We start from the raw sequence: 13,703 nt of genomic DNA, 5'->3' as shown, positions 1-13,703 counted from the left end.
GATTTTAAAAACAGTCTTTCTAACGCAACCCTATAAATTGTAAAAGAAGTTGTTTTTTGGATTGATGATAGACTGTATATTTCTCTAAAACCGCTCCAAATCGCTGATTAAACTGCTCCACAGAAGGAATATTACTCCCAAAGAAATTAAACTGATGAGTTTCAATAAATTGTTTGATGATTTCATCTAAAACTACTGAAGGAGCATTTGTCTTTTCGCCCTTATTATTTATAAAACAGAGCAAAGCCTTCTCTCCACTCAAATTAGAAATTACTGCTACGGAAAGCAAAGCCCCTTGCAAATCTCTAACTGCATAAATTTCTAGTAGATTTTTTCGTTCTAGATATTCTAAGTATTTGAAATACTTCTCTTTCAATCTATCTGACGATAACCACTCTACAAACTGAAAAAAGAAAGGTTTTATTTCGGATAAATTTTCTAGTGAGGAAGTTTTAATTTCATTGTTTTTTGGAGACTTAAGATTTCTCTTTCGGCTGTTGGAATAGTTACTAAACACTTCTGCGTAAGAGGATTTATGAAGTCTATAATTCTTCCTCCATTGCTCTGAATTCAATTTATTTTTAGCATTAAATGCATAATAAACTACCTTATAATTATTTTTCAAAAAGCTAAAAAACAACTCGTTAATCTCCAAATTATCCTTTTTTGAAAAAACGCCCAACTGCTGTAAAAACGGAGGAAACAACACCCATTTAACCCCAAACTTTTTGACAATCGGCACAGGCATTACGGCTTCATAATCTCCTAAGACTATAACTTCCCAACTTCCTCTATTTAAAGCATTAAGGTAAATCGCTTCAGCTTGAAAATGATACTGTTCGGAAACTCTTAAACATTGAGTGTATTTTTCAATATCAATCTGATGATTTTTCAGCAACCTCATCTTATAACACGCCTTCATCTGCGAAACTGAAATATTTATTTTTAGCAATAATAATATGGTCTAGCAATCTAATATCCAACAAGGCTCCCGCTTCTTTTATTTTCTTAGTGATTTCCAAATCTTGCTCACTAGGTGAAATACTCCCCGATGGGTGATTATGCACCACTATAATCGCCGTAGCGTAATGCTCTAACGCCATTTTGAACATCAATCTTACATCTACTACCGTACCTGATATTCCACCTTTGGATAAAGGTTTCTTCTGCAAAACTTTATTGCTTTGATTAAGAAATATCACCCAAAATTCTTCATTGGGTAAATCGCTTAAAAGCGGCGCCATCATTTCAAATATATCCGAACTTTGCGTAATCTGTAACCTTTTGGGCTGTTCCTGCATTGCTCGCCGTCTGCCTATTTCGAGAGCCGTTGTAATACTAATGGCTTTGGCTTCTCCTATGCCTCTAAACTTCATCAAATCCGCAACACTTACCTCGCTCAACGCATTCCAATTATGCCCATAAGTTTGCAAAATTCTTCTCGCCAAATCTACCGCCGACTCTTCCCTATTGCCACTCCCCATAATAATCGCTAATAGTTCTGCATCAGATAAAGCATCTCTACCTTTGGTTAAAAATTTCTCTCTAGGGCGGTCGTCTTCCGATAGATTTTTTATGGACATGATGACTTGATATTTATTTAATAATAAGAATAAAGCAAAATAGGTTTTTCCGAAGTATCTATATAATTTTCTAATCGATTAAAAAACAAATGAGAAACCATAGGACAACCCAAACTCAAAGAAATCTCTCCATCTATTTCTTGATTCGGAATACTATGATAACTGTGTAAAACAATAGCTCTACGAAGGGCATTACTATTAGATTTATCTAACCCTACCAGCCTATAAGATTTGCCAAACTGACCTCTATAACTATTGCCTATTTTAAATTTACCCAAAGAAGATTGATACGAATTTTCTATATTCGAAAATACAAGAGTATTATCTGCTTTATTTACCGAACCTGAGCCGTGAGCTACCAAGCCCCTATCTACGATTTTATCCGTTTTAAAACTATAAACAAAGAAGCGATATTTTCCTGATGGAATTTTATAATCTATCAGCATCACAATATCCTGATTATAATTTTTATTTTGGATATATTTCTTTACAATTAGAATTTTCTCTTTAAGTCTTTTTTGCTGAAAAGAATCATCTAGAACCGTTGATTTTTCTGAATCTAGCGAAACATTCTCTTTATCACAAGAATGCCAAATACTTAAAAACAAAAAGAGACAAAGCGTTCTCATACTTTTATAGTATCAACCCATCTTTCATAACAAGTTTTCTATCCGTACTATCGGCGAGCGTGTTGTTATGCGTTACAATGATGAATGTCTGCTGATATTTGTCTCTAAGGTCAAAAAACAGTTGGTGCAACGCATCAGCATTTTTGGAGTCTAAATTCCCTGTAGGCTCATCAGCAAAAATAACTTTGGGACTGCCTATCAACGCTCTGATTACCGCTACTCTTTGGGCTTCTCCCCCAGAAAGTTGCTTAGGTTTATGGTTAAGCCTCTCTGCTATTTTGAGCTCTTCAAATAATGCGTGTGCCTTTTCTATATAATCTTTTTCAGGCTTCCCTGCTATTTTAATAGGTAATAGAACATTTTCCAAGGCGGTAAACTCTGGCAACAACTGGTGGCTTTGGAACACAAAACCTATATTTTCGTTTCTGAATTTAGACAAATCTTTGTCGTTCATCGTGAGAAAAGATTGCCCAGCGATGCTTATTTCTGTACCATATATCCCCACATCAGATGGCATATCCAGCGTTCCCAAAATATGTAATAGTGTAGATTTACCTGCACCAGACTCCCCAACTATAGATACCACCTCTGCTGGTTTTATCTCAATATCTACTCCTTTTAGCACTTCTAAATCACCGTAGTATTTATGTATCTTTTTTGCCTTTATCATAGCCCCAAATTTACATAATATTTAGCAACTTACAAGGCTTCATAATGCTACTTTATCAATACCCAATATTATATTGTATATTTGCCCTACTTGTAAAATCTATAAAAAGAATTTATGATTTTAGCTAGATATTGTGCCATTATTTTAGGATTTTTAGCGTTGGGAGAATTAGTAGTTTTCCTTACCGAAATTAAATTCCCTTCAAGCCTTATCGGTATGTTTCTACTGACTTTCGCTCTCCACAAAAAATGGATAAAACTAGAATGGGTCAAAGGCATTTCGGATTTTCTTTTAGGCAATTTAGGGCTATTTTTTATCCCTGTGTGTGTCGCAATAATGCTCTATTTTGATTTGTTATGGGATAATATTATTCCTATTATGGTATCCATTATTATTAGTAGTGCTTTGGTAATTTTAGTAACGGGCAAGGTTTATCAGTTCATTCGAAAAAAATTAAAATAAGTATGATGGCTTTTTTAGAGAATCCAATCTGGTTGTTAGGGCTTACTTTTGTGATATACTACGGCACCATTATGCTCAACAAAAAAATACAATCACCTTTTCTCAATCCAGTACTTATTGCCTCCGCTGTCATTATCGGCTATCTAATGGTATTTAATATCCCTTACAATACCTATGCTGTGGCAGGTAACTATATAGATTTTTGGCTTAAACCTTCTGTAGTTGCTCTTGCAGTGCCTCTCTATTTACAACTAGAAAGAATTAAGAAACAACTCCTCCCTATCCTTATCTCGCATTTGTTTGGAAGCGTAGTGGGAGTGATTAGTGTTTGTTCTATAGCTAAATTACTCGGAGCCAATAGAGAAATAGTAATTTCGTTAGCTCCGAAATCTATTACCACACCACTTGCCATAGAAGTTTCTAACACTGTTGGCGGTATTGTTCCGCTTACGGTTTCTGCCGTTATCATTACAGGATTAGTAGGCGGTATTATAGGATTACAAGTTCTAAAATACACCAAAATTAACAGCCCAATGGGGCAAAGTATTTCGCTAGGAGCCTCTTCGCACGGATTAGGCGTAATGATGGCAATAGAAATGAGCGAAAAACACGCTGGTTTTGCAAGTGTAGGACTGATACTTAATGGGATTTTCACTGCATTACTAGCTCCTATTGTTGTAAATTGGCTATTCTAAAATAAATTATTATTGATGAAAATTCATTCTATCAACTGTCGGGGAAGACTTGTAGATTTTTCTACTCCAAAAATTATGGGAATCCTTAACCTTACCCCAGATTCTTTTTCTGACGGCGGAAAATTTAATACAGAAACTTCTGCTTTAATTCAAACTGAAAAAATGCTTAAAGAAGGGGCTTCGTTTATTGATTTGGGAGCTCAATCTACACGCCCTAATGCCCAATTAGTTTCAACACAAGAAGAAATTAAACGCATAGGAAACCTCATCAGTCTTATAAAAAAAGAATTCCCCGAGGCACTTATTTCTTTAGACACCTTTTATAGTGAAGTAATGCGTTTTGGTTATGAGGAAGGTATAGACCTCATCAATGATATTTCTGGTGGACAGTTTGACCCCAAAGTATGGGAGACCGTAGCCCAGCTAAAACTCCCTTATATACTAATGCACATTAACCCAGAATATCAAACTATGCACGAAAAAATAGCTTACGATGATATTACTAAAAGCATCAATTTCTATTTTTCTGAAAAAATAAATCAGTTGAAAGCTCTAGGCATTCACGATGTGATACTAGACCCTGGATTTGGGTTCGGCAAAACCATAGAAGACCAAATGACAATGATAGACGAGGTAGAGCACATCGGATTTGGAAGATACCCTATACTAATTGGTATCTCTAGAAAATCGTTTATCTATAAACCTTTGGGAAAATCGCCCTTGGAAATAGACGAAGAAACGCAACAACTGCATCTAAAAGTCCTCCAACAAGGGGCTAGCATTCTGCGAGTACACGATGTTGCTTCGGCTAAGAGAACGCTAGACCAATACTTATCATAAACACAAAAGAGAGGAAAAACCTCTCTTTTTTATTTTTTAATATAGCTTAGGATAGCTTCTATTGTCTGCTCTTTATCTAAATTGGTATTGTCTATACAAATAGCGTCTTCTGTTTGGACTAAAGGAGCTACCGCCCTCTCCGAGTCTTTTTTATCTCGTTCAATAAGGTTGGTTCTCACTTCGTCCATTGTAGTTTCCACCCCAGAAGCCTTTAGTTCTAGAAATCTTCGTTTAGTTCTTTCCTCAACACTCGCCGTGAGGAAAAATTTATAATCAGCATTCGGAAGCACCACACTACCTATGTCCCTACCGTCCATTACCACACCTCCGTTAGCCGCAATGTCCCTTTGGGTTTGTAACAGAAAGTTTCTTACTTCGGGCATTTTAGCAACATCACTCACTTTTTGATTCACCTCCATAGAACGGATTTTCTCTGCCACATTCTCTCCATTAAGGAAAAGTGATAACTGATGCTGTTCTTCTTTAAATTCTAAATGAATATTAGGCAACTGTTCCACCAAAGCAACAGTATTAAATCCATCAGTAGAAGGACAGTTCTGAAGGGCAAAATAAGTAATGGCTCTATACAAAGCCCCTGTATCTAAATGGATAATCCCCAATCTTTTGGCTATCTCTTTAGAAATAGAACTTTTCCCTGTGGAAGAATAGCCATCTATAGCGATTACGGGTAATTTTGTCATCATAGTTGTTTTTAATTTTTATTATCTTCTGTAGCCACTTAACTCTACTAAATCCAACGAAACGCCCAACAAATTAAAGTTAGACGCATTGTGATAACGACTGTGGGTATAATCAAAACGGAAATAGGATACCTTTAATCCAAATCCGAAAGATAATCCTGTGAAATTCCTTTGTTCCTCTATACTTAGCTCGTTACCTCGTTTCACATTATACCCCAAACGAAGGTTAAAACTTTGCTCAGGAAATAGCTCTGCTCCAAATGAAAAGTGGTCAAACAATTTCCTCGTCCATTTAGTTTCTTGTCCGTTTCTGTTGTAATCTTGAGAAACATTCCATTTTTGGAGATTTTGTGCGGTAATAGTAAATGCTAAAGGAAATTCGTCTAATTGTTTGGTATAGCCTAAATCTATCCTTAATGGTAACTTTTCTCTAACACCATTATAAGTCTTGAATTGATAGCCAAAATTTCTTATTACTAGACCTACTGTTTCTTTAGATTTATCATTATGATAAGCCACTCCTAGACTCCCAACTACCGCCATAGAATTATAATTGTCTATTTTGGAAGTTACTAGATTAAGATTAGAGCCTATCGTCCAATTGTCTTCAAACTGATAAGCATAGCCCAGACCTAAAGAGGCATCCATCGCAGAAAAATCACCATTGATATTCCCAAACTCATCTGTTCTAGGCATATTACCATAATCCAAATACCTTACATTGGCAGAAACTAAATGTCCATACTCCAAGTCTTTAGTATAACTTACTGTACCATAATGAGCACCAGCCAAATAACTAGCATAGTTTACGGATAGTCTAGAATCCATCTCCACATTGAGCAACGCTGGATTAACTGCCGCTAAGTTTTGGTCGTAATCTCTTACCGAAACCACCTCACCTAAAACAGCTTGTCTCGCAGAAAAAGGCATATTGAGGAAGTTATAAACCGTAGTACCGTCTTGAGCCGACACCAACACATTTATAACTAATCCTAAAAATAAAAATACCTTTTTCAAAATATTAAATCATTATTTGAATGCTATTTTCTTAGCCTTCGCTAACATAGGAATTGCGATAAGCCCCATTACTAGCATAATTACCAACTGCATTGTATGAGATATAAACGCATAAGATAAACCTACCTCGCCACCTTTTTCTGGCGATAACCCAAACGATAGAAACAATGCCATAAATCCTATCTTAAGTGCGAAATGGAAAGCTCCTATCCCACCACTTGCGGGAACCATCATTCCTAATGTTCCTACCACAATAATAAAGAAGCCATCAGCTATACCCAAGTTAGAAGTTTCGGGCAAAGCAAAACAAACCAAATACGCCGCTAGATAGTAGCATACCCAAATCCCCAAAGATAAAAGGATAAACTTCAACCTTTGCCTGATTTGAAAGATGGTCTTTAATCCATCTATAATTCCTTTAATAAAACTTATTACTTTCTGATATATTGTAGTCTGCTGTATTTTTTTTCTAAAAAGAATTAAAGCCAAAGTACCCAACATCAATAAAACTAAAGAAATAATCATACTATATGAGTTCCCTTCTTGTAAGGATTGCTGTTCTTGTTTTTGTGCCGATGCCATTTTGTAGAAAGAAAGTATAGCATCGTATTTAAACAATAGAGTCAATGCTAAAAAAAGCCCCATACACACTAAATCTACCACTCTCTCTAGAATAATAGTCCCAAACGATTTATCCACAGGCACTTTTTCAACACCATAGAGGGCGGTCGCTCTTGCTACTTCGCCACTTCTAGGAATGGTAAGGTTCATTAAATAACCAAAGGATAAAGTCCAAAGTGCATTGGCATTAGAAATAGTGTATCCCATAGGTTCTAGCAGTAAATTCCAGCGTATCGCTCTTACCCAATACGCCAGCACTCCAAAAAAAGCGGCCACCGCTACCCAAAAGTAATTTGCTTTGGCAAGAGATTGCTTAATACTTTCTAAATCTAACCCTTTTACAGCCAACCACATAAACAATCCTGCAAAACCAATAGATATAACTATGGTAAGTAATGTCTTAAGCGGATTATGATTACTTTTAGCCGTCATCTAAGTAAGTAGGTTAGTTTCTTCGTTAGGGAAAACAATTTTAGGTTGGAAATTCTGTGCTTCTTCTGGAGTCATCTGTGCATAAGAAATAATAATGATGATATCTCCCTTCTGCACCTTTCTCGCCGCAGGACCATTGAGGCAAACCTCTCCAGATTTTCTCTTACCTTTAATTACATAGGTATCAAAACGCTCACCATTGTTCACATTTACAATATAAACTCTTTCACCAACTACAATACCTGCCGCTTCTATAAGCTCCTCATCTATTGTAATACTACCCATATAGTTAAGGTCAGACTCTGTTACCTTTACTCTATGAATCTTTGATTTAAATACTTCTATTAACATGCTGCAAATTTAAACCAAATTATCAAAACAGTCTCTATTTTTAGATGTGGTATTTTTTTGTATTATTCAATTTAACAACAATTAAATTAAATATAATTAAACAACTATAAAACAACTACTTAAAAACAAAACACCATATGTAAAGCCTATATAAAACAAAAAAATGAATTTAAAATATTTAGAAGAAAAAAGGTATATTTTATCAATTTAAAATTATTTTTCTATAAAAAATTTGTAAACTTCAAAAAAACTTTTATATTTGCTATCAATAAGAACTTAACTTTTAATTATAACATTATGAACAAGTCTGAATTAATCGACGTAATGGCAAAAGATGCCGAAATCACAAAAGTAGCAGCTAAGAAAGCTCTAGAATCTTTCGTTAACGCTGTAACTGAAACTCTTAAGAAAAAAGATGGTAAAGTTTCTTTAGTTGGTTTTGGAACTTTTTCTGTAGCTGAAAGAGCTGCTAGACAAGGTATCAACCCTGCAACTAAGAAAGCTATTAAAATCCCTGCTAAAAAAGTAGCTAAATTTAAAGCTGGTTCTGAACTTGCTGACGCTGTAGCAGGTGCTAAGAAAAAATAATTTATTTCATCAACGAAATAATAGGTCGCTTTTGTTTTACAGAAGCGACTTTTATTTATAAGTTTTTTATATAAAGTTTAGTTTTTAACACTACCTGATAGACCTCCTACATAATCACTTTCAAAAATCAGAGGTAATCTATTAGATAATAACTCTTTTAAATTACAGTTTGTACCCCATAAGAAATTAATTTTCAAATTACACCAACAATATATACCTACATTATTCTGCTTGGGTACTCAAAATTTTTATGGTGCTAACCTAACTATTTGCCAATCAAAATCATCAATTAATTTATAGACTATTCTATCGTGTAACCTGTTAGGTCTTCCCTGCCAAAACTCTATTTCGTAAGGTTTTGCTAAGTAGCCACCCCAGTTTTCGGGTCTTGGGATTTCTTTTCCTTCTAGTTCTTTTTCTAGTAATTGAAGTTTATTTTCTAGAAAATTTCTATCAGGTATCACTTGACTTTGTGGCGATACTACCGCTCCCAACTGGCTTCCTCTAGGACGAGAATGGAAATAACCATCACTTAAATTTTCTGCCAAGCGTTCTATATTGGCTTTAATTGTAATTTGACGCTCTAACGGTGGATAAAAGAAATGTAAACACGCTTTATGATGCTCCTCTATGGCTTTCCCTTTTTGGCTATCATAGTTGGTGTAAAAAATAAAACCTTCCCAAGTGTACGCCTTTAGCAGTACCATTCTCGTTCTAGGACAACCGTCTTTATCTATGGTAGAAATACTCATAGCATTAGCCTCAGCAATGGCAGGGTGTTCTTCAGCATCAGAAAACCAATCTCTAAACTGCTCTATTGGGTTAGGTTTCACTTGCTCTTCTAACAAAGCACCTTTATCATAAACTTTTCTTTTATCGTGTAGATTTTCCATAAATTTTATTTATTTTTGGGTTATGAATCGGTCTTACAAAGGTAAAATTTTAATTTCTACTCCTGATGTTTCTGGGGATATATTTTCTCGTTCGGTCGTTTTAATCATCAATCATGACGAGGAAGGAGCATTCGGACTTATTCTCAACAAGAAAAACCCTGTGTTAAGTCACCATTTTCAAAAATCCTTATCACCACAACTAGAAGTTTATTCAGGTGGTCCTGTGGGTACTACTCAAATGTTTTTTATTATTAAAGGAAATGAACCTGCCTTAGACGCCGAAAAGATTACAGAAGGTTACACCTTTACAGAAAATGCCTCTAAAGTCATCGGTGCAATCATGATGGGAACTATCGCCCCTGAGGATATAAAAATATTCTATGGTTATTCTGGTTGGGGAGCCATGCAATTGGACACAGAAATAGAGAATAAATATTGGATTCCTGTAGAAAACTATGAGATAGATTTAACTGCAAGTTTCAGCCACACTCTTTGGAAGAATATTATGGAGAACTTGGGAGGGCTTCACTTAATTTGGGCAAATACGCCCGAAGATGTTTCTATGAACTAACCGTTTGATATCTTCTCATTTCAACTAGAACATCTGGACATCAGCGGATTTTTTGTAACTTTGGAAAAATAAAAAAAGATATATCAATTATGAGTTTATCACAAATAGAACCACAAATAATTTGGAAAAATTTCTCTGCTCTTAATGCAGTCCCTAGACCTTCAAAAAAGGAGGAAAGGGTTATAAATTTCATCAAAAATTTTGGAGAAAACTTAGGCTTAGAAACTTCTGTAGATAAAACAGGAAACGTCATCATTAGAAAGCCTGCCACACAAGGTATGGAGAACAGACAGCCTATTGTCCTCCAATCTCACTTAGATATGGTTTGCCAAAAAAATAATGATGTTAATTTTGATTTTGACAACCAAGGGATTGAAATGTATGTAGATGGCGATTGGGTAAGAGCTAAAGGAACCACTCTAGGAGCAGATAATGGTCTAGGCGTTGCAGCAATGATGAGTATTCTAGAAAGTACAGATATTGCCCATCCTGCATTAGAAACCCTATTTACAATAGATGAAGAAACAGGTATGACTGGAGCGTTTGGACTAGAGCCTAACACTCTAAACGGAGAGATTCTCCTCAACTTAGATACAGAAGAAGACGATGAGATTGATATAGGCTGCGCTGGAGGGATAGATGTTACCGCCACTCAAAAATACAATACTCAAAAAGTAACAGAAAACGGCTTCAGAATTACAGTAAAAGGTCTTAAAGGCGGACATTCTGGAATGGATATACACAAAGGTTTAGGTAACGCTAACAAGATTTTGGCAAGGTTCTTAATGTTAGCCATTGCTCACGAGCCTAGATTAGTAAGTATAGACGCAGGAAGCCTTAGAAACGCTATCCCAAGAGAAGGTAGCGTGTCTATTTTAGTCGCTAATAAGGAGGTATTTGCTACCGAATTTGAAACTTTAAAGTCTGAAATATTAGAGGAATTTGCTACACTAGAAAAAGACTTAAACATCAGCATAGAATCTTGTGATATAGAAGGTAACGCTCTAAGCGTAGAGGATAGCACTAAAGTTATTTTAGCACTTAATGCTGCTCACAATGGCGTTTACCGTATGTCTCCAGATGTAGAAGACTTGGTGGAGGCTTCTAATAATATCGCTAGAGTGGAACTCAAAGATGGAGCTTTACAAATCCTCAACCTTTCTCGCTCATCTGTGGAGTCTAGCAAGTTGGCAGTAGCCAACCAACTCCGAGCAAGTTTTGAACTGGCAGGAATGGAAGTAAAATTCAGTGGTTCATATCCTGGGTGGAAGCCAAAGCCAGGAGCTGAAATCATTAAAGTAATGGAAGAAATCTACCAAAGAGAATTTAATTCTAAACCTAATGTAGTGGCTTGCCACGCTGGTCTAGAGTGCGGAATTATTGGTGCTAATTACCCTAAAATGGAAATGGTAAGTTTTGGACCAACCATCAAAGGGGCTCACTCTCCTGATGAAAGAGCAAGTATTTCTTCAACACAGAAGTTTTGGAAGTTCCTGAAAGAAATTTTAGCCAATATCCCAGAAAAGAAATAATCAAACTAAAAAAAAAGCTCTCGATGATTTGAGGGCTTTTTTAAACTTTTCACTTAGTCATAAGACCACAAAAGTCTTTAAATAATGAACATAAAAAAAGAAATTGTTGCTTTTTATAATGTGGAGAATTTTTTTCCGCCACACACGACATATTTGCCTCACTGGGATAATTACAAATACCACAATAAACTCCATAAAACCGCACACATTTTTGAACTTATAAAGCAATATAATAATACCCTACCGATGCTAGTAGGACTAGCTGAAATAGGAAATAAAACAGTGCTAGAAGACTTATTGGCGAAACCTGTTTTCGGAGGAAACTATCACTACCTGCACTACGAATCTCCTGACGAAAGAGGCATAGATGTCGCTCTTCTTTACGACAAGAACAAAATCACGGTGAAGCACTCTGAACCCATCAGGTTTAAGTTTGAAATGAAAAACGAACAAGGAGAGCTTTATGAAGACACCACCAGAGATGTTCTACATTCTGTATTAGAATATAACGGAGCAACATTCCATTGTTTTGTGATGCATCTACCTTCCAAAAGAGAGCAAGACATCAACCTCCCTAAACGAAATGAAATTTTAGAAAAAATCAATACTTTGATAGAAAACATCATCATCAAAGACAAAGAAGCGGTACTCGTATTGGGAGATTTTAATGAAAACCCTAACGAAGACAACCTCATTCAATTTACTTACCACGAGGGGATTTTAGAACTATTACACAATCCGTTTTCAGCATTATATTATTTAGGAGACTACTCCACTTATCACAAAAAAGAAGGATTGCTATTTGACCAAATTATGTTTTCAAGAGATTTTTTTCAAACTTCTTTCGGGCTAACCTATAAAAAAGCAGAGATATTTAACCCAACCGAGATAAAAAATTGGGATAAAATGAAAAACAGACCTTTCAGAACCTACTCTGGGACGAGGTATTTGGGCGGTTATAGCGACCATTTCCCTGTATTAGTAGAATTTGAATCTTTAGCCAAAGGATAAATATCCTTAATTATAACCTTATAAAATATTAACTTTGCAATATGCATAATCAATTAGGTAATTTTCTTTCTTTGAATACCTTTGGAGAAAGTCACGGTTTAGCTTACGGAGGCATCATCACCAATTTTCCTGCGGGAATAGAAGTAGATTTAGACGCCGTACAGAGAGAATTAGACAGAAGAAAACCTGGGCAGTCTGCCATTGTAACCCAAAGAAAGGAAAGCGATACAGTGAAATTTCTGTCTGGTATTTTTGAAGGTAAAACCACAGGCACTCCAATCGGCTTTATTATAGAAAATGAAAATCAAAAAAGTAAAGATTACGACCACTTAGCGGCAGCTTATCGCCCTAGCCACGCCGATTTTACTTACGACCAAAAATTCGGACATAGAGACCACCGTGGTGGTGGCAAATCATCGGCTAGAGAAACCATCAATTGGGTAGCCGCTGGAGCTTTAGCAAAAAACATTCTCCCTAAAGAGGTTGAAATACACGCCTATGTGTCTTCCGTAGGAAATATCTTTTGCGAAAAACCTTACCAAGATTTGGATTTTTCTAAAACAGAAAACAACGAAATCCGTTGCCCAGACGAGAATGTCGCAAAGAAAATGATTGACCGAATTAAAGAGATTAAAAAAGAAGGCAACACCATAGGAGGCACCATTACTTGCGTGATTAAAAATCTACCTGTAGGCATAGGCGAACCTGTGTTTGGCAAACTTCAGGCAGAACTTGCTAAGGCAATGCTCAACATCAATGCAGCTAAAGGCTTCGAGTACGGCAGTGGGTTTTGCGGAGCCTCTATGACGGGTAAAGAACACAACGATTTATTTAACACTGATTTTTCTACCAAAACCAATCTATCAGGTGGCATACAAGGCGGTATCTCCAACGGAATGGATATTTATTTCCGTGTGGCTTTTAAGCCTGTGGCAACTATTTTAAGACCGCAAGAAAGCGTGGATAAACTAGGCAATAAAGTAACAGTGGAAGGTAAAGGCAGACACGACCCTTGCGTACTTCCTCGTGCAGTACCTGTGGTAGAAAATCTTACCGCTTTTGTACTTGCCGATTTATTTTTAATTAACCAAATAAGAAGAAGGTAAC

At 36.0% G+C, this 13,703-nt stretch carries 17 protein-coding genes; 8 read left to right on the top strand and 9 right to left on the bottom strand.

Annotation, left to right across the window (positions count from 1 at the left end):
- Positions 1–19 precede the first annotated feature (19 nt).
- Genes D1J36_RS07165 through D1J36_RS07150 form a run of 4 tightly spaced genes read right to left on the bottom strand, consistent with a single transcriptional unit; the run spans position 20 to position 2,882 of the window.
- Positions 20–922: a hypothetical protein gene (locus tag D1J36_RS07165; protein WP_154137914.1), complete on the bottom strand. Its 903-nt coding sequence runs from the start codon at positions 920–922 to the stop codon at positions 20–22.
- Positions 906–1,583, bottom strand: a complete 678-nt coding sequence (gene radC / locus D1J36_RS07160; RefSeq protein WP_154137913.1) for a RadC family protein — start codon at positions 1,581–1,583, stop codon at positions 906–908. Before radC ends, D1J36_RS07165 begins: the two co-directional genes overlap by 17 nt.
- 17 nt (positions 1,584–1,600) lie before the next feature.
- A complete protein-coding gene (locus D1J36_RS07155) occupies positions 1,601–2,212 on the bottom strand; it encodes a murein L,D-transpeptidase catalytic domain-containing protein (protein WP_154137912.1) in 612 nt (203 codons plus the stop codon).
- 4 nt (positions 2,213–2,216) lie between these two features.
- Entirely contained in the window at positions 2,217–2,882 is a 666-nt protein-coding gene (locus D1J36_RS07150) for an ABC transporter ATP-binding protein (protein ID WP_153936552.1), read from the bottom strand.
- 114 nt (positions 2,883–2,996) lie between these two features.
- Between D1J36_RS07150 and D1J36_RS07145 the strand changes: the two genes are divergently transcribed.
- The 3 genes from D1J36_RS07145 to folP are packed head-to-tail and all read left to right on the top strand — an operon-like array spanning position 2,997 to position 4,879.
- Positions 2,997–3,344: a CidA/LrgA family protein gene (locus D1J36_RS07145; protein ID WP_154137911.1), complete on the top strand. Its 348-nt coding sequence runs from the start codon at positions 2,997–2,999 to the stop codon at positions 3,342–3,344.
- 2 nt (positions 3,345–3,346) lie between these two features.
- Complete coding sequence (locus D1J36_RS07140; RefSeq protein ID WP_154137910.1) at positions 3,347–4,039, top strand: LrgB family protein; 693 nt, start codon at positions 3,347–3,349, stop codon at positions 4,037–4,039.
- 15 nt (positions 4,040–4,054) lie between these two features.
- Entirely contained in the window at positions 4,055–4,879 is an 825-nt protein-coding gene (folP, locus tag D1J36_RS07135) for a dihydropteroate synthase (protein ID WP_154137909.1), read from the top strand.
- A gap of 29 nt (positions 4,880–4,908) precedes the next feature.
- On the opposite strand, the gene cmk is transcribed toward folP, so the two are convergent.
- From cmk to panD, 4 genes are read right to left on the bottom strand one after another with little or no spacing between them, the layout of a single operon-like run.
- Positions 4,909–5,580 (bottom strand): (d)CMP kinase, encoded by a 672-nt coding sequence (gene cmk, locus D1J36_RS07130; RefSeq protein WP_154138024.1) that lies wholly within the window; start codon positions 5,578–5,580, stop codon positions 4,909–4,911.
- Positions 5,581–5,601: 21 nt separating this feature from the next.
- Positions 5,602–6,597 (bottom strand): type IX secretion system protein PorQ, encoded by a 996-nt coding sequence (porQ, locus tag D1J36_RS07125; protein ID WP_154137908.1) that lies wholly within the window; start codon positions 6,595–6,597, stop codon positions 5,602–5,604.
- A gap of 12 nt (positions 6,598–6,609) precedes the next feature.
- Positions 6,610–7,650: a lysylphosphatidylglycerol synthase transmembrane domain-containing protein gene (locus tag D1J36_RS07120; protein ID WP_154137907.1), complete on the bottom strand. Its 1,041-nt coding sequence runs from the start codon at positions 7,648–7,650 to the stop codon at positions 6,610–6,612.
- A complete protein-coding gene (gene panD, locus D1J36_RS07115) occupies positions 7,651–8,001 on the bottom strand; it encodes an aspartate 1-decarboxylase (protein WP_038694027.1) in 351 nt (116 codons plus the stop codon).
- Between the two features lie 297 nt (positions 8,002–8,298).
- Here panD and D1J36_RS07110 point away from each other — a divergent pair, with 297 nt between their 5' ends.
- The gene (locus tag D1J36_RS07110; RefSeq protein WP_153928676.1) at positions 8,299–8,589 is read left to right on the top strand and encodes an HU family DNA-binding protein; all 291 of its coding nucleotides are present in this window, start codon (positions 8,299–8,301) and stop codon (positions 8,587–8,589) included.
- A 248-nt stretch (positions 8,590–8,837) separates the two neighbouring features.
- Here D1J36_RS07110 and pdxH read toward each other — a convergent pair whose 3' ends face one another.
- Positions 8,838–9,482, bottom strand: coding sequence for a pyridoxamine 5'-phosphate oxidase (gene pdxH, locus D1J36_RS07105; protein WP_154137906.1), 645 nt, complete (start codon positions 9,480–9,482; stop codon positions 8,838–8,840).
- A gap of 22 nt (positions 9,483–9,504) precedes the next feature.
- Here pdxH and D1J36_RS07100 point away from each other — a divergent pair, with 22 nt between their 5' ends.
- The 4 genes from D1J36_RS07100 (at position 9,505) to aroC (ending at position 13,702) form a co-directional block, all read left to right on the top strand.
- Entirely contained in the window at positions 9,505–10,053 is a 549-nt protein-coding gene (locus D1J36_RS07100; protein ID WP_154137905.1) for a YqgE/AlgH family protein, read from the top strand.
- Between the two features lie 89 nt (positions 10,054–10,142).
- Entirely contained in the window at positions 10,143–11,585 is a 1,443-nt protein-coding gene (locus tag D1J36_RS07095; protein WP_154137904.1) for an aminoacyl-histidine dipeptidase, read from the top strand.
- Between the two features lie 84 nt (positions 11,586–11,669).
- Positions 11,670–12,596: an endonuclease/exonuclease/phosphatase family protein gene (locus tag D1J36_RS07090; protein ID WP_154137903.1), complete on the top strand. Its 927-nt coding sequence runs from the start codon at positions 11,670–11,672 to the stop codon at positions 12,594–12,596.
- A gap of 41 nt (positions 12,597–12,637) precedes the next feature.
- Entirely contained in the window at positions 12,638–13,702 is a 1,065-nt protein-coding gene (gene aroC / locus D1J36_RS07085; protein WP_154137902.1) for a chorismate synthase, read from the top strand.
- The last annotated feature ends 1 nt before the right edge of the window (position 13,703 follow it).

Source organism: Riemerella anatipestifer, assembly GCF_009670965.2.
Taxonomy (GTDB): domain Bacteria; phylum Bacteroidota; class Bacteroidia; order Flavobacteriales; family Weeksellaceae; genus Riemerella; species Riemerella anatipestifer_B.
This window is presented reverse-complemented; position numbering and strand designations above follow the sequence as displayed.